The sequence below is a fragment of the Agriterribacter humi genome (assembly GCF_009192765.1).
Classification (GTDB): Bacteria; Bacteroidota; Bacteroidia; order Chitinophagales; family Chitinophagaceae; genus Agriterribacter; species Agriterribacter humi.
In genome coordinates, this window is record NZ_VOHQ01000015.1 from 81,157 (window position 1) to 104,868 (window position 23,712).

General features: G+C 43.0%; 19 protein-coding genes. 13 read left to right on the top strand and 6 right to left on the bottom strand.

Going from position 1 to position 23,712, the window contains the following annotated elements; genetic code table 11:
* Window positions 1-2: 2 nt before the first annotated feature.
* The gene (locus FRX45_RS20065; protein WP_152270267.1) at window positions 3-773 is read right to left on the bottom strand and encodes an MlaE family ABC transporter permease; all 771 of its coding nucleotides are present in this window, start codon (window positions 771-773) and stop codon (window positions 3-5) included.
* 153 nt (window positions 774-926) lie between these two features.
* Here FRX45_RS20065 and FRX45_RS20070 point away from each other — a divergent pair, with 153 nt between their 5' ends.
* On the top strand, window positions 927-2,156 hold the full coding sequence (locus FRX45_RS20070; protein WP_226805480.1) for a phospholipase D-like domain-containing protein: 1,230 nt from the start codon (window positions 927-929) through the stop codon (window positions 2,154-2,156).
* 127 nt (window positions 2,157-2,283) lie between these two features.
* Here FRX45_RS20070 and FRX45_RS20075 read toward each other — a convergent pair whose 3' ends face one another.
* The 5 genes from FRX45_RS20075 to FRX45_RS20095 all read right to left on the bottom strand — a co-directional run bounded on the left by FRX45_RS20075 (window position 2,284) and on the right by FRX45_RS20095 (window position 6,482).
* Window positions 2,284-3,294 carry a metal-dependent hydrolase gene (locus FRX45_RS20075; RefSeq protein ID WP_152270268.1) on the bottom strand — a complete coding sequence of 337 codons (1,011 nt, stop codon included), beginning with the start codon at window positions 3,292-3,294 and terminating at the stop codon, window positions 2,284-2,286.
* 65 nt (window positions 3,295-3,359) lie between these two features.
* The gene (locus FRX45_RS23900; protein WP_394350042.1) at window positions 3,360-3,611 is read right to left on the bottom strand and encodes a YgaP family membrane protein; all 252 of its coding nucleotides are present in this window, start codon (window positions 3,609-3,611) and stop codon (window positions 3,360-3,362) included.
* A gap of 74 nt (window positions 3,612-3,685) precedes the next feature.
* The gene (locus tag FRX45_RS20085; protein ID WP_152270269.1) at window positions 3,686-4,525 is read right to left on the bottom strand and encodes a universal stress protein; all 840 of its coding nucleotides are present in this window, start codon (window positions 4,523-4,525) and stop codon (window positions 3,686-3,688) included.
* Between the two features lie 92 nt (window positions 4,526-4,617).
* Window positions 4,618-5,697, bottom strand: a complete 1,080-nt coding sequence (locus tag FRX45_RS20090) for a baeRF3 domain-containing protein (protein ID WP_152270270.1) — start codon at window positions 5,695-5,697, stop codon at window positions 4,618-4,620.
* A 77-nt stretch (window positions 5,698-5,774) separates the two neighbouring features.
* The gene (locus FRX45_RS20095) at window positions 5,775-6,482 is read right to left on the bottom strand and encodes a FadR/GntR family transcriptional regulator (RefSeq protein WP_152270271.1); all 708 of its coding nucleotides are present in this window, start codon (window positions 6,480-6,482) and stop codon (window positions 5,775-5,777) included.
* A gap of 258 nt (window positions 6,483-6,740) precedes the next feature.
* Here FRX45_RS20095 and FRX45_RS20100 point away from each other — a divergent pair, with 258 nt between their 5' ends.
* From FRX45_RS20100 to FRX45_RS20155, 12 genes are all read left to right on the top strand, one after another.
* Window positions 6,741-10,139 carry a SusC/RagA family TonB-linked outer membrane protein gene (locus tag FRX45_RS20100; protein WP_152270272.1) on the top strand — a complete coding sequence of 1,133 codons (3,399 nt, stop codon included), beginning with the start codon at window positions 6,741-6,743 and terminating at the stop codon, window positions 10,137-10,139.
* A 23-nt stretch (window positions 10,140-10,162) separates the two neighbouring features.
* Entirely contained in the window at window positions 10,163-11,728 is a 1,566-nt protein-coding gene (locus tag FRX45_RS20105) for a RagB/SusD family nutrient uptake outer membrane protein (protein ID WP_152270273.1), read from the top strand.
* A 137-nt stretch (window positions 11,729-11,865) separates the two neighbouring features.
* Window positions 11,866-12,813, top strand: a complete 948-nt coding sequence (locus tag FRX45_RS20110) for a dihydrodipicolinate synthase family protein (RefSeq protein WP_152270274.1) — start codon at window positions 11,866-11,868, stop codon at window positions 12,811-12,813.
* Window positions 12,814-12,854: 41 nt separating this feature from the next.
* Window positions 12,855-14,009 (top strand): kelch repeat-containing protein, encoded by a 1,155-nt coding sequence (locus FRX45_RS20115; protein WP_152270275.1) that lies wholly within the window; start codon window positions 12,855-12,857, stop codon window positions 14,007-14,009.
* Between the two features lie 268 nt (window positions 14,010-14,277).
* Window positions 14,278-15,528 carry an MFS transporter gene (locus tag FRX45_RS20120; protein WP_152270276.1) on the top strand — a complete coding sequence of 417 codons (1,251 nt, stop codon included), beginning with the start codon at window positions 14,278-14,280 and terminating at the stop codon, window positions 15,526-15,528.
* A gap of 109 nt (window positions 15,529-15,637) precedes the next feature.
* On the top strand, window positions 15,638-16,882 hold the full coding sequence (locus FRX45_RS20125; protein ID WP_152270277.1) for an AGE family epimerase/isomerase: 1,245 nt from the start codon (window positions 15,638-15,640) through the stop codon (window positions 16,880-16,882).
* 49 nt (window positions 16,883-16,931) lie between these two features.
* Entirely contained in the window at window positions 16,932-18,098 is a 1,167-nt protein-coding gene (locus FRX45_RS20130; RefSeq protein ID WP_152270278.1) for a sialidase family protein, read from the top strand.
* Window positions 18,099-18,153: 55 nt separating this feature from the next.
* Complete coding sequence (locus tag FRX45_RS20135) at window positions 18,154-19,443, top strand: DUF3472 domain-containing protein (RefSeq protein WP_152270279.1); 1,290 nt, start codon at window positions 18,154-18,156, stop codon at window positions 19,441-19,443.
* A 301-nt stretch (window positions 19,444-19,744) separates the two neighbouring features.
* A complete protein-coding gene (locus FRX45_RS20140; RefSeq protein ID WP_226805481.1) occupies window positions 19,745-20,188 on the top strand; it encodes a sulfatase-like hydrolase/transferase in 444 nt (147 codons plus the stop codon).
* A gap of 46 nt (window positions 20,189-20,234) precedes the next feature.
* Complete coding sequence (locus tag FRX45_RS20145) at window positions 20,235-21,596, top strand: Gfo/Idh/MocA family protein (RefSeq protein WP_152270280.1); 1,362 nt, start codon at window positions 20,235-20,237, stop codon at window positions 21,594-21,596.
* 415 nt (window positions 21,597-22,011) lie between these two features.
* The gene (locus tag FRX45_RS20150; protein WP_193311788.1) at window positions 22,012-22,527 is read left to right on the top strand and encodes an RNA polymerase sigma factor; all 516 of its coding nucleotides are present in this window, start codon (window positions 22,012-22,014) and stop codon (window positions 22,525-22,527) included.
* 60 nt (window positions 22,528-22,587) lie between these two features.
* Complete coding sequence (locus FRX45_RS20155) at window positions 22,588-23,670, top strand: FecR family protein (RefSeq protein WP_152270282.1); 1,083 nt, start codon at window positions 22,588-22,590, stop codon at window positions 23,668-23,670.
* Window positions 23,671-23,712 lie beyond the last annotated feature (42 nt).

A 23,712-nucleotide genomic window follows, 5' to 3' on the forward strand; every position in this document is an offset into this window, starting at 1 on the left:
ATTTAATTCAGTCCCAGTACATCGGTTACCTGCACCGCAATAAGATCAATAATAAATATAAGAATAGATGACAGCACGACTGCCGAGTTAGCGGACCGCCCAACTCCCTCCGTTCCTTTTTGTGAATTGTATCCTTTAAAGCAACCTACAATGCCTACGGCAAACCCGAAAAAAAAGGATTTAACAAAAGCGGGTAATACATCGCCAAAAGAAAGGTTTCTGAACACTTTTGTCCAGAAAAGATCAAAACTGGTTACACCGCTCATATTCACACCCAGATAGGTTCCATACAATGCAACGGCATCGCCTAACAGCACCAGCAGGGGGAGGGTAAAAGTAGCAGCCAATACCCGGGTAACCACCAGGTATTTAAAGGGATTGGTACCCGATACTTCCATAGCGTCTATTTGCTCGGTTACTTTCATGGAACCCAGTTCCGCGCCAATGCTGCTGCCAATTTTCCCTGCAAAAATCAGCGCTGTAATAACCGGTCCAATTTCACGAACAATAGCGATGCCCACCATAGCAGGCAACTGCGATTCAACCCCGTAATCTACAAGGAAAGGCCGTATTTGCATGGTGAGCACCAACCCCATAATAAAAGCGGTGAGCATAACCAATGGCAAAGATTTATAGCCAATGATAAAGCATTGCCGTAGAAATTCCGTTATCTCGTACCGGGGTTTGAACCACTGCGAAAACAACCTGCCGGTAAAACGGGATATATCTCCTGCTTCTTCAAAAAATTGCTTCCAGAACTGAGTACGCAACATACCTTAAAAATACTTAAATATTCCGGCCTTTACGTTTACGGGTAACTGCTTATTGCATACAACATCAAAATTCGCATCTTTTCCGGGTAAAAGATGATAGTTCCGGAACAAGCGCAAAGAATACATTGCTATATTTACAAAAAAGCCTGCATCTTGAAAACCCGGACTGTTAACAACAACAGCAAAAAAATACCAGGGAAACTGTCTGGTTCCCGCAAAAACCGGGATGCCTCTTATACTACGCACAATAAGGTAAAATTTATTCGTGGTGGTGCGCCGTATTTTAGCCAGATGCTTAAAATGATTGACAGCGCAAAACATTCCATTCACCTGCAGACCTATATTTTTGACGATGATGACACCGGCAAACTAATCGGCGAAGCATTGAAAAATGCAGCGGGCAGAGGCGTTAACGTATATGTGCTGCCCGATGGTTATGCCTCCAATGTAATTTCCAAATCATTTATTAATGAGCTTAAGGCAGCGGGCGTGCATTTTCGCTTTTTTGAACCTGTTATAAGAAGTAAATATTTTTATTTTGGCCGGCGCCTGCACCATAAAATCATACTAACAGATGCGCAATACGCTATGGTGGGGGGAATAAATATTACCGAGCGGTATAATGACAGGCCAGGCTATAAGGCATGGCTCGACTTTGCCGTATTTGTTGAAGGAGAGATCGCAAAAGAATTGTGTGTGCTGTGCTGGAAAACATGGAAAGGATTTCCCGCAAAAACAGGATCAACGCCATGTGAGGGCCAACCATTACCGGCTGCACTATTGAGCGATGCATCTACGATGGTGCGCATGCGCATTAACGACTGGGTACGCAATAAAAAACAGATATCCCGCAGTTATTCTGAAATGCTGCAAAATGCGCAGTCTCATGTGGTTATTTTGTGCAGCTATTTTTTACCCGGAAAAACGTTCAGGAAAAACCTTATGCGGGCCGCTAAAAGGGGTGTACATATAAAAATCATTCTTGCAGGCTTATCGGATATAAAAACGGCAAAATATGCCGAAAGGTATATTTATGACTGGCTGTTGCGAAACAATGTAGAGATTTATGAATACCAGGGCAATGTTTTGCATGGCAAAGTAGCAGTTTGCGATACAACGTGGCTGACCATAGGCTCCTATAACATTAATAATATCAGCGCACACGCCAGCATAGAATTAAATCTTGATATACGCGATGCGGGCTTTTCAGCAGAAGTTGAAGCTGTATTTGAAGATATTATTAAAAAAGAATGCATTCATGTAACCCAGGAAATGCTCATTCAAAAACGCACCTTACTCAAGCGCTTCATGTGGTGGTCTTCGTACCAAATTGTTAAAGGGCTTATCTATCTTTTTACATTCTATTTCAGGCAAAAAAATTAAAGCAGGGCACAGGTTGCAGGGAAAATTCGGGTTACAGGTTTCAAGTTACAGGTGTTTCAGGTTACAAGAACAATTGCATTTCACAATCAACAGATCAATTACTCAACCAATCGCCTACTCCCCTTCATCAGTTTCCGGCTATTCTTTTTATAAAAGATCTTGCTACCGTTTTATTCCAGCCGGCAAATCGTCCGCGCTGCACTACAAGCGTATTGTCTTCGGGGTGATTAAGTATATAATGAAATACAAACCTTCCCCTGGGATTCTGCCAGCCGGTGATCTGTCCAAATCTCAGGTCATTAAATACCAGCGTATCACCCCATTGCTCTGCGGTATAAAATTGCTGTGAAAAACGAATAAGGTGCTGCACTTCCTCATGATCGGCTACGGAATGCAATAAGGAATCATTCCTGGGAAAATATTGGAAGTTGATTTGTTTTTTAATATCTAATATAGAACGGAAGCCAACATGGTAACCACTATCGTTACCGGCCACCACATACCATAGCAAATTATTAAAAGGCGTAGGTGTAGAAAAATACCTGGTATAAGGAATCTGTTCCTGCTGCAAAATTTCTTTTACATCACTGTTGATCTTTATCTTATTAATTGTACACCAGCCAAGATAAAGAAAAGGAATAAATACCCCGAACCTCCACCAAAATCTCCGCCGTGGATGATAGCTGTGTAAAATGAATAACATTACAATAGCAATGCCTGCCCAAATCGAGAAAAAGGGATCGGCAACATAAATAGCATTAAACGAAATTCGAAGATGGCTGAAAGGCTCAAACCAGCCTACGCCATAATTGTTAAACCCATCCAGCAGCAAATGCAGAAAAACTTCCGTGGAAAAAAAAATAAGCCATTTACTGAAACGGATATTGTGCGGACGGTGGATCCGTTCCGCCACAAGCGCCAGCACCGGTGAAATGAGCAAAGCAAATAATATGGAATGTGTAAAACCCCTGTGTGCAAGTAAATTCTCATCTGTACTTAACCAAAAGGCGCCTAAAAAATCTATATCGGGGGCACTTTGGGCAAGCGCTCCCCATAGCATCGCCTTTTTTCCAAACCCTCTTCCAAAAAAAGCTTCGCCCACACAGGCGCCCAGTGCTATATGTGTAATAGAATCCATTTCAGGTTATGCCGACAAAAAAATTGTACGCTTTGAATATGCTATCCCTGCAAATGTATAGTATATCAGGTAGTTTTTTTGGAGCAGGTACTGATACCGAACAGTTTATATAAGGGGCAGAAACTGATAAAACTTGTAACAGCTAAAATACAGGCGATCACTAAAAACACTACCGCCCATGTATTGTTTGCAATGTTATTATAATAAAGTGCTGCGAAAATAAGGGCGAAGACGGCTCGTATCAACCTGTCCGTATTATTCATGTTTTTTTTCATAAACCTGTTTTCATTAGAATTCATTACTCGTAAATTAAACATTATATCCGCATGGATGAGCAACCAATTATCCTCACTTCAACAAAAAAAAGGCATCAACAGACACTGATATGCTTTTAATTATGTGCAATAAACACAGGAATTTTTAACTCTTTCATCAATACATCGGCCATGCTTGCTCTAAACCACCGCGACGCCATGCCCCGGCGGTAAGCTCCCAATACCACCAATGGCAGCCCTTTGGAGGTTTTCAGAAAATTAATGATTTCCGTTTCGGGAAGTCCCTTTAATACTTTATAATCGGCTTTTGGAAAGTGTCTTTTCATAAATTCCTTCATCAGTTTATTATCCGGTACATGCATGCTTTGACTCACTGGCTTTACCGATAATACTTCGGTAGGATGTTTTTTTAACGCCGGGAGCATATAACTGAACATTTTAATGGCATAAACGGAAGACGGTTCACCGTCATATAGCAAAACCAGTTTGTTAAAGGGCTTATAATGAGGCGGTACTACAATCACAGGACATTGCGCTTCCGACAATATATCCCGGATAAACCGTGTAGGAATTTTTTCTTCATAATGGGTAAATGTTTCATTACCGGAAATAATTATCATATCCGCATAAATACTTTCGTGCAGCAGCCCCTGGGTAGCAATATCTTTATTGCGGTGCACCGAAAAGCGGAGCCCGGCCTTCTGGCATGCCGCTTCAAAATCAGCTGCAGCCTCATCTCTCGTCCGGACATCTACTTCAATAAATTTCTTTTGCTTCGCATCAGAAATGCCTCCTTCTTCACTTATAAGATCATACACTTTATAACTGTGGTACAGGGGATCATCCAAAAAAACACCAACCAGGTGAGCGCTGTTTTCTTTGGCAATTTGAATTGCATAGTCTCTTGTACCAGCAGAAAATTTTAATCCATCAAAAGCCGCAATTATTTTTTTCATTTGGATCGTATTTACATTAGTGTGATGCATGTTACCCAATATATCGGAACAGATATTACTTATCATGATTGCGAAATCATATATAATCGTGTTTATCCTTTTACAAGTGCGATCTGTTGACCACCCAGCATATCATCATCCACCATTTCAACATCACCCCCGTTTTCCAGCACTTTTTCTATAATATCATCAATCACATGCTTAATGCACGAAAATTTAGCAAAGCGATTTTCAATCGGCTGTTCAATGCCTTCCATTTCACATGCCAAAGGATCACTGATGATTTTTTTTTCCACTATCAACAGCCGGGGCCTATGCAGGGCAGCGCTCTGCTGCACGGCCCGTAGGCCGCTCTCCAATTTTCCCCCGGCTGCAGCACTTTCGAGCTGATGATACAAATACCGGGTCTTTATTTTATTCCACTCAGCGATATACGGCTTCACCACATCAAAAAGACCGGATTCAGTGGCTTCTTCATTATTGCCGGCTATATATTCCACAATGCTATGATTGTGCTTTGTTACCTCCTTAAAATGTGCCGATACTTCTTTATTGCCCAATGCAATTACCGGCACGGGCATAGACTGCAACAGAATGCCAAGCCCTTCATCCGTATGCTGCAAAAAATTTTTAAACAAAAGATCATTGCTGCCCGAACCCACATCTGCCTGCACAGCTTCTGTTTTAAAGGAAGACATGCCTGCTGCACTATTGAATTTTATTTTTACAAGCCCCGAACTTCCTCCTTCATATACGCCACTCCGGGTTTCACCCAACAGCAACACAAAATAATGAGGCATTTCTTTTTTTGCATGAAGGATATCCCGGATCATGAAGGAATCATCAACAGTGATGGTTTCATTTACAGGCATATTTAAATAAATTACTTTTTCAAATACCGGCGATACATAAATGGCAATACTTTTTTTAAATGTGCTGAAATTGAGGTTTTTTATAACCGTTCTTAATCTCATCAATACCAACTCTGCCAAATCTTCGTCATAACCGGTTCCCATCTCCCATTCTGCCTTCTTCACTGCTTTCTGAAGCCGCATCATCAAATCTTCCTTGCGCCGGATAACAGGCTCAAACGGCATAATAATAGATACTGCAGGCCAATGTCTTTTTTTTTCGGGTGCAGAACGCAGAGATGAAGAAATGCTGATATTCATAACAATGATTTGCATCAAACTTATCCAATTGTTTCTGCTAAAGCAATGATGCTGATCAGTGTACGAGATGATCTTACTCAATCAAAGATGCGGGCAAAATGATTTTCAAGATGATTGCGCATGGCATTGCGGAATAATTCGGGCGAGCCTTTTTCAAGAATATCCACCAGTCCTTTGTGCGAAACAAATGTTTTGAGATGCAATTGCTTTTTCAACAGACCGCTTTTATGAACATAATCAAAAACCGGCAGCAACATTTTCTGGAATTTCTTCATGGTTTCATTGCCGGTAATTTCATACAATTTGCCGTGAAATGCGATCTCATGTTGTATATTAAATAAATGGTGATCGGTTACCCGCGGCTCCTTACTTACAATTTTTTTCAATTCCCTGATATCTTCGGCGCTGATACGCTGAAAAATAAAATCCGCCATACCAATTTCAAGCACCAGCCTTATTTCAAATATCCCCTTCAGCGTTTCCTGGTCCAGCACATGAGGATTCATACTTTTACTCATAATACCAAACAGGTCGGGACTGGTAATAACCGCTCCTTTTTTCTTTTTGGATTCAATTAATCCCATCATCCGCAAACGCAACAAAGCCTCCCGTATAACTGTGCGGCTAACACCCAATGTTTCCGCCAGTTCAAGTTCCTTTGGTATGGAATCGCCAACTTTCAGTTTTCTTTGCTGTAACAATTCCACAAGATTGGCTTCTACCCTGTCTACCAAAGTACTGGTATCTACCGATTTAAAACTTTCTTTTATTGTGGCTTCACTCATAATATATGCAACTTAATATTGAAACAAATGTATCTGAATTTTTTATGCCGCATATTGGAGACATTTCGAAAGGTTATGTTCCCGCTAAAAATTGCATGAAAGTATATTGTTAATTGTACTACATCGCATAAAATTTTTTTATCGGGCATAAACAATGTCAAAAAAAATCTCTAAAAATTTTGGTTGTTTGGAAAAAGGGAGTACTTTTATTATGTCATACATAATACAAATCTACAAATTTTTTAAACAACTTGCTGTATGAGAATTGCGCATTTGAAATCAGGTTTATTATTCGTGTGTTTGTTCTTTGCTGCTTTAGGACAGGCACAGAATAAAAAAATTTCCGGTAAGGTTACAGGGGAAGATGGAAAACCGCTATCCGGGATAAGTATAACGGTGAAGGGTAAAAACATTGGAGCCTCCACCAACACGGATGGCAATTTTACAATGGACGTGGCCGAAGGCGATATCCTGGTCATTAGTTCAGTAGGCTTTAACAGCACTGCGTTTACCGTTGGCACAGCGGCTACTTTCACCATCATTTTAAAAGCCGCCGAATCAAAACTGGATGAAGTTGTAGTAGTGGGTTATGGTACCATTAAGCGGTCTAAGCTTACTTCTTCCGTATCCAAGCTCGACAATAAAGTTTTGGAAACAGGGCTCCGTTCCAACCCTGCACAGGCTTTGGCAGGAACCATTCCGGGCTTAAGGGTTTCAACAGGCACGGGCCGTCCGGGTTCTTTGCCTTCAATCATTTTAAGGGGAGGAACCAATTTTGATGGCTCCGGCAGCCCTTTAATATTAATGGATGGACAGGTGCGTGGTTCTTTAAGTGATATCAATCCTGAAGATATTGCGAGCATGGAAGTGCTGAAAGATGCTTCCGCCACAGCTATTTACGGCGCCCGCGCCAGCAATGGTGTAATCCTCATCACGTCTAAAAGAGGAAGAGCCGGACAATCTTCCATAACCATAGATGCTAAAAGAGGAACCAGCTATTTGAATATTCCCTATAACTTCCTGAGCGCAGAAGATTATATTAAATGGAGCCGCATGGGTGTGGCGCAGGCTATCATTAACGGAACATTCGGTACTGTTTCTTCCAATACAGCCCTGTCGGGCGTTGGTCCCAGGGCAACCGGTAATTTATATAAAGACCCCGTATCAGGAGCCATCCTGGATGGCAACTACGACAACAGGGCTATTTGGAGTGTAATGCGCTTAAATGATATAAACCGTGAACTGCTTGGCCAGCCCGGCTGGAAAACCATGAAAGACGGAGTGCCTACCAATGCGGATGGCAACTACGATCCGAACGGAACTTATGCCGATCTTATTTATAAGGATTTTAATTATGGCGATTATGGCTTGTATAAAAAGGCTACAGTACAGGAATACAATATAGGCATGAGTGGCGGCAACGACCGGGGTGGCTATTTTGCCAATCTCGGTTATTATGATGAAGGGGGCTTGTCGCTTAAAACATTTTACAGGCGCTTAACCTTTACGCTCAACGGCGATTATAAAATAAAAGATTGGCTGAAGTCTGAAAGCAACCTGCAGTTCAACAAGGCCAACTGGAGGGACCAGTCTTTGCAAAATGGCGAAGGAAATTACTGGGGCCGTATGCTTTCCGCTCCTCCAACCATGCGCGGCACCAATGCCAGCGGAGAATTTATTCTGGGACGTGATGCCAGCGATGGCAACCCCCTTGTTAATATAGATAAATACAAAAGAAACAATCAAACGGATAAATTCACTTTGGGACAATCCTTCCGGGTGGATATCCTGGAAGACCTCTATATAAAGCTGGGCGCTATCTGGATGTATGATGAGGGCTTTGCGGAATCTTTTAACCAGGACTTCCGTACGGGCCTGCTGAGTTTAACCGATCCCAACCGGGGATGGAACAGAACAAGGTTCAGCGATGCTTCTTTTGACAGAACCATCCGGCAAACCTATAATGCCATAGCCAATTACAATACAACTTTCCTGGGCAAAAACAACGTAGAAGCCATGGCGGGATTTGAGTATTATGATGCCTATTCTAAGGGTGTTTATGCCGCCGGCAGCCAGGCGCCTACAGATGAGTTCCAGGATTTGCAGTACACCTTGAACAATGCAACAACGCAAACCCGCAGCACAGACACTTATCATAACCGCGACCGGATCATGTCGGGCTTTGGACGCCTGCTTTACGATTGGGACGGCAGATACCTTGCATCTTTTACAGTAAGACGTGATGGCGTTTCCCGTTTGAATGGCGACAATCAGTATGGAACATTCCCTGCCGCTTCAGTAGGCTGGATGGTACATAAGGAAAATTTTATGGCATCCACGGGGAGTTGGCTATCCTACTTAAAACTCAGGGCCAGTTGGGGTAAGAACGGGAATATTGGTATAGGAACCAGCAACGCGGTTGGGCTTTATGAAGTGCAGGGTTCCTATGGCTCGCAAACTCCCTACAACGGTAATATTGGTTTTTTACAAACCAGCCTCGCCAATCCTGCATTGCGCTGGGAAAAAACAAATACCACGGAAGTGGGCGCCGATATGGGATTTTTTAATAACAGGTTAAATGTTTCTGCAGCATACTACAACAGGATCACAGATGATAAGCTGGCATTTGTAAGTCTGCCCACTTCCTCAGGCATATCAAGCATCAGAACCAATAACGGAAGCATGCGCAACCGTGGTTTTGAACTTGACCTGGGTTATAAAATTATCCGGCAAAAAGATTTAACATGGCAGGTAAACGGCAATGCGGCCTGGAATAAAAACATTATCCTGAAACTTCCTTTTAATGGCAATGACAAAAACAGGCAGGGTGGTGAACAAATTTATGATCCGCAAACAGGGCTACTCACCTGGGTCGGCGGTTTACAGGAAGGACAGGAATGGGGTGAAATTTTTGGTTTTGTAACTGAAGGAATTATCAGAACCCAAAAAGACCTGGAGGGTTATAATAAATTTGATGAAGCAGCTAAAGCAGCCTATTCGAATGGTGGAGCCGGAAGAGGTGTAGCCAGTCAGCAATTGATAGACCAATATGGATTAAATGCAGGTGGCTTGAAATATATACCTACACGACCGGGCGATGTAATGTGGAAGGATATTGATAAGAATGATACCATTGATTACAGGGACAGGGTTTCGCTGGGACGTACACTTCCACGCTGGACAGGCGGGTTTAATACTACCGTTTCCTGGAAAGGGTTTAGCCTTTTTGCACGCCTGGATTTTGCATTTGGCCATATCCAGCAGGATTTTATGCAATTGTGGTCGCTGGCAAGCGCCCAGGGAGAATTCAATGCAACCGATATTGTAAAACAAACCTGGACGCCGGATAACCCTAACGCAAAATATCCCAGATATTCATGGGCGGATCAGTTGAACACAAAAAATTTTGACAGGCCCAGCAGCATGTTCTATGTGAATTCGGGCTACCTGGCATTCAGGGAAGTTTCATTGAGTTATTCATTGCCTGCTTCCCTGCTGCAAAAAGCGAAGATCAGCGGACTGAGGTTAACTGTTACCGGGCAAAACCTGGGATATTTAACCAATGAGTTGTTGAATTTACCGGAACGTACCGGTTTTCAGAACAGCGCCTATACCATACCAACACAGTTGATTTTTGGAGCTAACCTAACCTTTTAATCTATCAATTAACGCATTATATCATGAAGAAGTTTAAGTACATACTTTATGTGGCGATAATAGCTATAACGGCTACTTCCTGCCGCAAAACATTAGAGCTTGCCCCGGAAGATTATTATGGCGATGGAAACTTCTGGCAGAATGAAGCCCAGGTTACCAATTTTATGGTGGGGCTGCACAAGCAGTTCCGCGATAACCAGTTTATGTTTTTACGCCTCGGCGAAATGAGGGGCGGTGGCTTCAGTAATGAAGACCGTCAGAACACTTCACTGAGCGAATTAACGATCATTAACCAGGCTATTGAAGAAACCTCCGCCGGCGTTGGCAGTTGGGCCGGTTTTTACGGACCAATCCTTCAATTGAATCTTTTCATCCAAAAAGTGGAAGCAACAGATTTTCTGGCTGCCGGCAAAAAAGATTATTTACTGGGACAAGCTTATGCCATGCGGGCTTATTACTATTTTCATTTGCTTCGCACTTATGGTGGCGTTCCCATACGGCTGGAGCCGGAAGTGTCGAATGGAAATACCGATGCGGTTGCGCTGCGTAAAGCGAGAGCATCCGAAGCCGAAGTTTTAGATGCCATAAAAGCAGATGTAAATAAATCGCTCAGCTTGTTTGGCACAGCCGGTGCACCTGCAGATAAAAGCCAGTGGAATCCTCTGGCGGCTTTGATGCTGAAAGGAGAAGTATGGCTGTGGTCTGCAAAAGTGTATAATACCCCAGCGGATCTGGCAGAAGCAAAATCGGCATTGAATGCTATAACCGGCACCTCATTGCTTACCAATTTTGCTGATGTATTTAAAAGCAAGAATAACAACGAGATTATTTTTGCCATTCGCTATCGCGATGGTGAAGCAGAAATGGGTACAGCTTATTCTTATTTCCAGTACTCTACTTTTAATTTTGATAACCTGCACGTAAAAGATTCAACAACGCTTGGACCAACGCTTGTTGATCCTTTGAATATAGCCAGCGCACCTGCACAGATCATCCAGCGCTACGCTTATACTTTCGCGTTATTTCAATCTTATGACGTTGTCGATAAGCGCAGAAATGCCACTTTCTACGACTACTATAAAACCAGCGCTTCAGGCGGAGATGTGGTGGTTACCGTTCGTAATACTGCACTGGTTAAGTTCCCCGGAGAAATGAACGCAGCAAACAGGCGGGTGTTTACGGATGACTGGCCGGTTTACCGTGAAGCAGACAGACTGCTGATGCTGGCAGAAATTGAGAATGCGGAAGGCGGCGATCCATCGTTATACGTTCAGCAGATCCGCGACCGTGCTTTTGGCGCCGGCGCTGATCCTGCACCTTTTGTGAACGGATCACAGGATGCCAACGAACTGGCCATATTCGCAGAACGCAGCAAAGAGTTTGTGTACGAAGGAAAACGCTGGTATGATATACGCAGGATGAAGTACGGAGGAGAGCCATTGGTTTTTATCAGCCCCAATCATCCTTATGGCGTACTGGATAAAGGCCTGCAGGGTTATAAAATACTGTGGCCAATAGAAGCTGCAATCTGGACAAACGATCCACTGGTAGATCAAACACCGGGTTATACTACTTCTAAATCAAAATAAGATACATGATTTGCGGATTTAACTAACTTCGATCCGCTGAATATTTATTGTTCCTGTAGCTGTCTTAATTTATAACCGGGAATATTCCTGTTCCCGGTTTTTAAGAAATCATATTTTAAATTTTCAAATAAAAGAACATGAGATCAGAACATTTGAAAGGATTAATTGCAGCGCCCTTTACACCCATGCATAAAGACGGTTCTTTGAATACCTCCCTCATACCGCAGTATTATGAAATGCTGAAAGCGAACGGTGTTACCGGCGCTTTTATTTGCGGTTCTACAGGGGAAGGCGTTTCTATGACCATGGAAGAAAAAAAAGCAGCAGCCGAAGCATGGAGCGCTGCCACTAAAGGAGATAAGGATTTTAAAGTGATGCTGTTCCTGGGAGGAACAAGTATTGCTGACTGTAAGGAACTGGCCCTGTATGCAAAACAAATTGGATTATACGCCATATCTTTTACAGCGCCCTTTTATTTTAAACCTGCCAATGCTGCAATGCTGGCAAAAGCCTGCGCAGAAGTGGCAGAAGCAGTGCCCGGTATGCCTTTTTATTATTATCATATACCTGTACTTACCGGGGTAAATATTGCCATGTACGATTTGCTGCAGGAGGTGGATGGTAAGATACCCAACTTTGCAGGTATCAAATACACGCACGAAGACTTCATGGATTTTCTTTCGTGTATGCGTTTTCAAAACGGGAAGTATGATATGCTGTGGGGACGCGATGAAAATATGCTTTCGGCGCTGGTGCTGGGTACCAAAGGTGCGGTAGGAAGCACATTCAACTATGCGGCGCCGTTATATTATGAGCTGATTGACGCGTTCAATAACAACGAACTGGAAAAGGCGCAGGCCCTGCAGCAACAATCCATTGACATGATCCGCCTGCTGGGTAAATACGGCGGCATAGCTACCGGAAAGGCCTACATGAAGTTGACCGGGATGGATTGCGGCGAATTCAGACTGCCGGTAAAAAACATGTCGGCCGAACAATTCGGGTTATTTAAAAAAGATGTGGAGCAACTGAATTTCAGCAGCTTTTCATCCCGCCTGCCTGCAGAACAGCCTGCCGCACGTTAGTCAGCGAAGGCAATTCAACGGCAACAAAAGTGTAAACAATAATGCCCCGGTCAACAATTTTTCTTCTCGCTGTTATTATGCTTACTCATCTTCATTCCTGCACGGAAAAGCGGCAGGATATCTCCATACAATGGTCGCTCTCCGGCACGCTTCCTGCCCTGTCGGGACAAACCGCCGCATTGGGCTTTGCGGGGCCGGTTAGTGGTGTTCACCACGAGGTATTGCTGGTAGCCGGAGGCGCTAATTTTCCCGATGGAATGCCCTGGGCAGGCGGAAAGAAAAAATATTACGCCGAAGGTTTTGTGATGAAAAGAACACAGAAGGATTCACTATCGTTACATAAAACATTTTCTTTGCCTTATGCCCTGGCCTACGCGGCCTGTATCTCCACCCCCACCGGAATTGTATGCGCCGGCGGTGAAAATGAGAAAGGCGTTAGTTCAAAAACAATGCTACTGCAATGGGATGATCATAACGATAGTGTGATCATCAAAAAATTACCTGACCTGCCCCTCCCACTCAGCAATGCGGGTATTACGGTGCACGATAATACAGTATATGTTGCAGGCGGAGAAAACACCGACAGTACTTCAAGCGGTTTTTATAGCCTGGATATTACAGATGCCGCCGCCCAATGGAATACTTTAGCCAACCTGCCACAAGCGGTCTCTCACGCCGTGGTGGTTGCACAATATAATGCCGGTAGCCCTTCTGTATATGTATTGGGTGGCAGAAAGAAAAACAGCAATGGCATCAGCGATATCTATGCATCCGCTTATACATTTGATCTTAAAAAAAAGGAATGGAAGGAAATTAAATCATTACCCTACAGCCTGTGTGCCGGAACGGGTATCGCTGTACGTAAAAATGAAATATTACTGTTCGGCGGAGATAAGGGTGAAATTTTTCACAAAACAGAATTATCAATAGCCGCCATCAATGCTGCTACCGATACAGCAGAAAAACAGGACCTGATCCGGCAAAAAAATCAATTGCAATCTGCACACCCGGGGTTTAGTAAGGAAGTATTGGTATATAATACCTCAACGAACAATTGGACAAGTACCGCTCCGCTCCCTTTTGAAGCACCTGTTACCACCACCGCCATTTTATGGGATAACGATGTGGTAATACCCAATGGAGAAATAAGAGCCGGGGTACGCACACCTGAAATATGGATGGGGAGAATACAGTAGGTTTCAGGTTACGGGTTACAAGTTGCAGGGTACAAGTTGCAGGGTACAGGTTACAGGTTTCAGGCTACACGGGGTACCAGGAACAGCTAAATGTTTGAGCGCAGGAATAAAAAAACGATGTATACCTATGTGCCGCTATGTTCCTATGATTCTATGTGATAAAAAATAAAGAACGGAGCACGAAGTATACTGCACTCAGCAAGGTTTTTCTTTGCGTGCTTTGTGAATGCTTTGTGCGTTTTGCGGTAAAAAAATGTATAACATGCAAATGAAATATTCAAAAAACTATCCCTGGCTTGTGGTTGGACTCTTATGGGTGGTTGCGCTGCTCAATTATATGGACAGGCAGATGCTCAGCACCATGCAACCCTCGATGATGATTGATATCGGTGAATTAAGAGAGGCAAGGGATTTTGGAAGGCTGATGGCTATCTTCCTCTGGATATATGGTTTCATGAGCCCGGTGGCAGGAATGATAGCCGACCGGATCAACCGTAAATGGCTGATCGTGATAAGTCTTTTTGTCTGGAGCGGAGTAACGTATATGATGGGTTATTGCGAAAATTTTAATCAGTTGTACTGGCTCAGGGCAATTATGGGCGTAAGCGAAGCATTGTATATCCCTGCAGGACTTTCACTGATTGCCGACTATCATACTTCAAAAACGAGGTCACTGGCAATTGGCATTCATATGACCGGTTTATACATGGGGCAGGCATTGGGCGGCTTTGGCGCTACCATTGCATCCAACTATTCCTGGCAATCCGCTTTTCATTATTTTGGGATCATTGGAATAGTGTATTCATTTATTTTAATTCTTTTTTTACATGAGAAAAAATCACCGGAGCCAACACATGCAACGCATAACATCACAAAAGAAAAAGCTTCTTTGTTTAAAGGGCTAGGGTTGCTTTTTTCCAATATTGCCTTTTGGATCATTCTCTTCTATTTCGCGGTGCCCAGTCTTCCGGGATGGGGCGTTAAAAACTGGCTGCCTACTTTGTTCGCCAAAAACCTGAGCATTGACATGTCTTTGGCCGGACCGCTTTCAACGATCACTATAGCCGCCTCTTCCTTCCTCGGTGTAATCTTCGGGGGAATACTATCTGACCGCTGGGTGCAAAAAAATATCAGGGGCAGAATTTATACCAGCGCCATAGGATTGGCTTTAACGATCCCTTCCTTATTATTGGTCGGATATGGTCATTCCATGTTTCATGTAATTGGCGCCGCTTTTTGCTTTGGCTTTGGCTTTGGTATGTTCGATGCCAACAATATGCCTATTCTTTGCCAGTTCGTTTCGTCTAAATACAGGGCAACGGCGTATGGGCTAATGAACATGACGGGAGTATTTGCCGGCGCATTGGTAACAGACTGGCTGGGAAAATCAACTGATGCGGGAAACCTGGGGAAAAGCTTTGCCATGCTTTCGGCTATTGTTCTGGTGGCGCTGATTATCCAGGTGTCTTTTCTGCGGCCAAAAGCAAATGATTTTGATGAACTTTCAAAAAACAAATGATTTTTCTATATTTTGATTTATACGCCACGAATGCACGAATTCGTACAGTTTTAGCGAAAACCCTATTAAAAATTTGTGCATTCGTGGCATAAAACACGATAAGATTTCTATGCATTATACGCTAAACGATTTAAAGGATCTTAAAGAATTTTACAGTAATCAACTGCTCAATGATACCGTACCGTTTTGGTTCCCCCGTTCCTTTGATAAGGAGCATGGTGGTTTTTTACTGATGCGAAATGCGGATGGCAGTTTAATTGATGATGATAAAGCAGTGTGGATACAGGGAAGAGCAACCTGGCTGCTTTCTACTTTATACAATACAGCCGGAAAAAAACAGGAATGGTTAGAAGGTGCAAAATTGGGCTATGATTTTTTGAATGCACATTGTTTTGATACTGATGCCTGCCCGAACCAAATGGGGCGGACCAGCCCGAACCAACCGGGGCGGGGGCAAATGTTTTTTCATGTAACCCGCGATGGCCGGCCGATTCGTAAAAGGAGATATTTTTTTTCTGAAACTTTTTATGTAATTGCAGCTGCAGCCTATGCACAAGCGAGCGGAAGTGAAGAAGCAGCCCAAAGAGCTAGGGAAGTATTTGGAGATTGCATTGCGTATGCCAGTGGTGAAAAGGAGCTGGAGCCAAAGTTTACGGACATCCGCCCATCCAAAGGTATTGGTGTGCCCATGATCATGATGAATACCGCGCAACAGTTGAGAGAAACGATTGGTGACGATCGTTGTGATGAATTGATTTCAAAATGGATTGAAGAAATAGAAAGAGATTTTATAAAAGATGATATCAGGTGTGTGATGGAACAGGTAGCGCCCGATGGCAGCGTCATTGATCATATTGACGGCAGAACACTCAACCCCGGTCATGCCATTGAAGGCGCCTGGTTTATTTTGCACGAAGCAAAACACCGCAACAACGATCCGCATTTGATTGAGAGGGGTTGTAAAATGCTTGATTACATGTGGGAACGTGGATGGGATGCTACATATGGCGGCATACTTTACTTCCGTGATGTATACCACAAACCCGTTCAGGAATACTGGCAGGATATGAAATTCTGGTGGCCGCATAATGAAACCATTATTGCTACTTTGCTGGCTTACCTGTTAACAGGCAATGAAAAATATGCCGGATGGCATAAGCTCGTGCATGATTATGCCTATCAGCACTTTCATGATAAAGAAAATGGAGAATGGTTTGGTTATCTGCATCGTGATGGAAGCATTGCGCAAACCGCCAAAGGAAATTTATTCAAAGGTCCGTTTCACCTGCCCAGACAGGAGTGGTATTGCGCAAAACTGCTGGAAGACCATTTGGCAATTAATGACCAGAAATAAAAGTAAATTCGGAATTATTACCTGCATCAACTTTTAAATTGAACGTGTTATGAAAAAAACAGCAGCAACAACTATCGCATTATTTGTTTTTATTACCACAGCATTGGCCCAGGTCAAAGACATTCCTGTTTTTGTATCAGGTACGGAAGGACATAAAAGCTACCGCATTCCTGCTATCATTGGATTACCCAACGGCAGTTTACTGGCCTTTTGTGAAGGCCGTGTGCATGGTTCAGACGATTTTGGTGATATCAATATTGTTGTAAAACGCAGCAGCGATAAAGGAAAAACATGGAGCGCATTGCAAACTGTTGTTGATGCGGATACCCTGCAGGCAGGTAATCCCGCGCCAGTGGTAGACCTCACCGATCCTGCCTATCCGCAGGGAAGAATTTTTTTATTTTACAACACAGGCAATAATCATGAGGGAGAAGTAAGAAAGGGAAAGGGACTGAGGGAAGTTTGGTATAAAACGTCAACCGACAATGGAATTACATGGAATGAACCAGTGAATATTACTACACAAACACATCGCCCCAAACAACCACAGGTAAATACAGCATACAATTTTCCGGAAGACTGGCGCAGCTATGCCAATACTCCCGGTCATGCCATGCAATTTGGTACAGGCAAATACAAAGGCCGCATTTTTATAGCAGCCAACCATTCTGCCGGTGACCCGCAACCGCAGTTTGCCGATTACCAGGCCCATGGTTTTTATACAGACGATCATGGCAAAACCTTTCACCTGAGCGAAACCGTTAACCTCCCGGGAAGCAATGAATCTATGGCAACGGAACTTTCGGGCAGCAAGCTGATGATGAACAGCCGCAACCAGAAAGGAGATATCCGGGAAAGAATCGTTACCATAAGCAGCGATGGTGGTTCCACCTGGGATACTACCTATTTTGATAACAATCTTCCTGATCCTGTTAACCAGGGAAGCATACTAACTATTGGAAAGAAAAGAGGAAAAGCGATCATAGCTTTCTGCAATGCTGCTGATACTAAACACAGGGATAATTTAACGCTGCGTATCAGCTATAATGAAGGGCAAACATGGGAAAAGAATTTTGTAATTGCTAAAAGTGAAAATGATTCAAGGGATTATGCCGCTTATTCCGATATTGTAAACGTAACGAAGAAAGAAATAGGAATACTCTATGAGAAAGAGGGTTATTCAAAAATTGTTTTTACCGTAGTGAAATGGAGATGAAAATGCACAAAGGATTGTGCCCTTATAAGTCAGCATCTCATTTAAAAAAACAAATATGTGGACAGGAAAAACATTTTCATTTATTGGAATCGTAATTTTTGTTGCGCTGCTGTGTTACCAAACAGGGAATACCAGCCCGCTGCCGCCGCGGTCATTTCCCGAAACAACTATTGCCATACCACTTGCAGGAAATGGATACATTACTCAAATGGCATTGGGAGGTTCTGCCGAAATTACCAAAAACGGGTTGAGCAAGTGGGCTGACATGAGCAGTGTGATCAGCATTTTTTTCAGGACGGGGAAAACAGGTGTGCTGCATATAGGCTTCAAAGCCAAAGCAATTTCAGGCAACAGTACCGTAAAAATTTCCGTTAACGAAACAGATTTTAGTGTGAACCTTGCCGGTAGTGAAAATAAAAGCTGGTTTGCAGGAACAGTAGCCATTTCAAAACCGGGCTATATAAAAGTTGATTTGCAGGGTATAAGTAAAACCGGAACCTGCTTTGCCGATGTTTCTGATCTGCTCATTGGAGGTTCCGCAACAACCGGCGACATTGTTTTTGCCAATGATCCTGAAAATTTTTACTGGTCAAGAAGAGGACCCTCCTGCCATTTGAATTATACGATCCCCCATGGCGATAAGGAATATTTTTACAGCGAGTTAACCGTTCCCGAAGGCGAAGATAAAATGAGCAGTTATTTTATGGCGAATGGTTTTGGAGAAGGGTATATGGGTATACAGGTAAACTCCCCAACAGAAAGAAGGGTTCTTTTTTCTGTTTGGGATGCTGATTCAGGCAAAACAACACTTGTGAGGAAAGGAGAACATGTGATTGCTCAGGGCTTTGGTGGTGAAGGTACAGGCGGACAAAGTTACCTGGTCTTTAACTGGAAGGCAGGCACTACCTATAGATTTTTAACCCACGGAAAACCAGACGGTGCGGGCAATACCATTTACACATCCTGGTTTTTTGCACCGGAGGCCGGCAACTGGAAATTGATAGCCTCCTGGAAAAGACCCAACACCCATACTTACCTTACCCGGTTTCATGGTTTTCTTGAAAATTTTAATCCCGATGAAGGTTACCAGGAAAGAAAAGCTTACTGGAGCAATCAATGGGTACGGTTAGCAGACGGAACCTGGACGGAAGTAACAGCATTTACATTTACCGTTGACGCCACAGGCAAAAATAAACAGCGCCGGGATTATGCAGGCGGAGTAGAAAATGGAAAATTCTTTTTGCGAATGGACGGGTTCTTTAATGAAAATGTTTCACCCGGCACCGGTTTTTCCAAACCCGCTACCGGCCAAAAACCCGTCATTGACCTGGAGGCTTTGCCATAATGCCGGCATCGTTGTTAAGCGTGAAACGGCAGACGAGAAACGTGAGAATTTGGAATCTGTTACATGTATAAACGAGATAAAATATAGTTTACATAGCATGGGTTCAAAAAATGCAGCCTGTTTAAAAACGGAAACCATTAACATACCAATGCCATCTTGCGCAACCGTTTGCATGTATATCCGATAGTTTATTATCCTAATTTCATAAACAGATAGCATTTCAGCAATCAGCCTGTTTCATCATTTGAAAAAAACAATACCATATTATTTATTTGCCGGGGCCTTTCTAATTGCATCATTAATGTTCCAGTCTACATTCGTATCGGCCCAATCCAAAAGCAAAAAAGCTGCCAACCAAAAGCTTCCCAACATCATTTACATTTATGCGGATGATTTAGGCTATGGTGAGCTGGGCTGTTACGGGCGGCAAAAAATAAAGCAATCGGGGCTGGATGAAAATACGATCATTATGTTTTCCAGTGATAACGGCCCTACATTTAACGGCGGCGTGAATGCGGCTTTTTTCAATAGTGCGGGTGGTTTACGCGGATTAAAAATGGATTTGTATGAAGGCGGTATCCGGGAGCCATTCATTGCCAGGTGGCCGGTCATACCGATGGCATTTCGCTGCTTCCTGAATTATTGTCCAATAGTAAGGCGCAAACCAAAAGAAACTATATTTACTTTGAATACCCCGAAAAAGGCGGACAGGTGGCCATCCGCATGGGCAACTGGAAAGGAATAATATCATTAATATAATTCATCGTAAAAATCACTACAAAAACAAATATATGAACAGGAAAGAATTTGTAAGGAACGCTGGACTGGCGGCCGCCTCGTTTACCGTATTACCAGCCGCTACTTTATTTGCAGGAAAAAGAAGCGCCGATCCAAAAATAAAAATGGCGATCATTGGCGTAGGATTACGGGGACAGAACCATCTTGACCTGCTGTTGAGAAGAGCGGATGTTGATATAACCGCCATTTGTGATGTAGATGATCGCTCTTTGAAATCAGCAAAAGAGTTGGTCTCAAAGAGCGGGAAAAAAATGCCCGTTGTGTATACCGGTGATGACTACGCCTGGAAAAAAATGTTAGACACCGAAAAAGTGGATGGAATAGTAATTGCAACGCCGTGGGAATGGCACAAACCTATGATCATTGGCGCATTGGAAGCCGGGGTTAAATATGTGGGTACGGAAGTAGTGCTGGGCATTACGCTCCAGGATCACTGGGATGTGGTAAAAGCCGCCGAAAAATACAACGCGCATGTGATGATGCTGGAAAATGTTTGCTACCGAAGGGATGTGATGGCAGTATTGAATATGGTGCGCCAGGGCTTGCTGGGCGAGCTCATTCACCTGCAGGGCGGATACCAGCACGATTTGCGTGAGGTAAAATTCAACGATGGCGTTCATCCTTACGGGCATGGTGTTGAATTTGGTGAAAAAGCTTTTTCCGAAGCCCGCTGGAGAACGGAACACGCAGTTCATCGTAACGGCGACCTGTACCCTACACACGGCATTGGCCCCATAGCACACTATATCAACATCAACAGAGGCAATCGCTTCATTACCTTAAATTCTTTCTCTGCCAAGTCAAGGGGCCTGCATAATTATATTGTAAAGAAAGGAGGAGAAAATCACCCCAATGCAAAAGTTAAATTCAAATTAGGCGATGTTGTTACTACCCATATCGGTTGTGCCAATGGAGAAACCATTCTGCTGCAGTTAGACACCAACTTACCCAGACCCTATTCTCTCGGCTTCAGGGTACAGGGCACACAGGGCTTATGGATGGATGTAAACAATGGCATGTACATAGAAGATAAATCGGCTAAGCCTCATGCATGGGATGATGCCAAAACATGGTTAGATAAATATGATCATCCTCTATGGGCCAGGTGGAGCAAAGAATCGGCAGGCGCGGGACACGGCGGAATGGATTTTTTTGTGATCCATGCCTTAGTAGAATCCATCAAACGAAAGACCCCTACGCCTATGGATGTGTATGATGCAGCGGCCTGGAGCGCTATCACGCCACTAAGTGAAAGTTCTATTGAATTGGGAAATCAAACTGTAGAATTTCCTGATTTTACAGGCGGTCAATGGATGTACAGGAAACCAACATTTGCCTTAAACGATGCCTATTAAATAAATGGATCCGGATCTGCCGCGAAGAATATTTCCCGGCAAATCCGGATATTACTTCCTGCTTCATTACTGCCCCGGTACATGCCTACCCGCAACGGAAACGCTCCGTTTTGAACAAGCTTGTGCAGGCGCAAAATAAGCCCTGAATATTTTCTTTTGAAAACAAACCATCTTGCACCCTTATGCAAGCGGTTGCCATTAAATTATTTGCGGTAAAGTCATAAACCATTATTATTATCTTTAATTTTGCCAAGAGAATTAATGCCGTTTTTTAAGGATAGTGGTGCCACCCACCGCTTTACTAAAGAGATGGGTTATAAGATTTTTAATTTATTAGCTGCTTGTGATTGTTGTTTCCACTACATATCAACATATACAAAACTGGTATGAGTCTTTTCGCATTCATTTTATGAATATGGGACTCAAATTGGGTTATAAAGAAGATGAAATAAACGATTTTATCAATCAATTTTACTTAGACCTGCTTGAAAAGAACGTCAATTCCAGTTCCATTATCAATCCGCGTGCATATTTATCTGTAGCTTTCAAAAGAAAACTGATTGATCATTACCGGAAGAACAATAAAAGCCAGTTTATTAATGCCGAGGATATCATTAATGAAATGGAAATTCCATCCATACAGGAAACGCTGGAACAGGTACAGACCAATACGGAACTTATTGATAAAGTAAGAGAAGCTTATCAAAAACTTCCGGCCCGCTGCCAAAAGGTGATTGATCTGAAGTTTTATAAAGGACTCAGCACAGAACAAATTGCCGCGCAAACAGGTCTGTCCAAAAGAACCGTTTATAATAACATGTTCGAAGGCGTTAAATTACTCCGCGCCGAGTTGAACAAAGTATCTCCCTCTATACATTTAGCCTCATTGCTGAGCTTATTGCCCTTTGTGATTTCAGGCAGTATGCTTTAATTTTTTTTAAAAAGTTGGTAAATTTTAAAATGCGCCCCGTCTATCTTTAAAAAGATACTCATGCCCGTTAATCTTTCGGTAGAAGCGCTTGTTATTAATGATTCTTTTTACAACTACTGTTTTCACAAAAATGAAGCGGATACCCGCTATTGGGAGGAATATATATTTAACCACCCTCATGAAATTGAAAAGATAATGGAAGCGAGGCGATTGGTCCTGGGGTTAAGTGTTGTTGTAAATGAGGAACAGGACGGGAATAATGAAACAGCACCCGCAACTGTGAAGCCTCTCTTGCCAGGCAAAAACATCTTTAAACAATTAGGCTATTTTGCTGCCGCTGCAGCGGCTATTACCGCTATTGTATGGGGTATTGCTTTTTGGAAGAAACAGGATACATTGAAAAACACAATGGCAAGTGAAGTATACAACAACAAAAAGTCCGCCCCCGCTCTTGTATTTACTTCTGCTAAAGGAGAAAGGAAACTCGTAACACTGCCGGACGGCACCCTGCTGCATCTGAATTCTGGCTCTACTTTACAGATTGACGGGCAGTTTGCCAAAACTAACCGGTACGTGTTCCTAAGCGGAGAGGCTTTGTTTGATGTTAGGCACAATGAATCGCTCCCTTTTATTGTACATGTGGATAGCTACGATGTTAAAGTATTGGGTACATTATTTAATGTTAAAGCTTATGCGGGCGATATTACCAATGAGGTTTCGCTGCTGCGTGGTAAAGTGGAAGTGCTTAACAGGAACAACTCAAAAACAACCGTACTCTCTCCCAATCATAAACTACTTATTCGTTATGCAGGCGCGGCGGCAAAAGAACCCGCTCAAATGTTGCACGCAGTGGCCAATGAAACAAAAGTCCTGCCTTTGTCGTATAATAAAGACAGTCTTGTAATTGAAACAGCATGGTCGCAAAACAGGTTAGAGATCGTTAATGAGAAATTTGGAGAGATAAAAGAAAGATTAGAAAGATGGTATAACGTGGAAATAGACTTTGAAGATGCTGAAGTGGGCGGCTATAGCTTTACTGCCACTTTTGAAGATGAAAACATTGACCAGGTATTAAAAGCCCTGCAATACACTTATCATTTCACTTATAAAACAAACGGGGAACAAATAACGATTTCTAAATAAAAAGGAGAAACGGGTACCAGCCATTTCTCCTGCATTACAAAA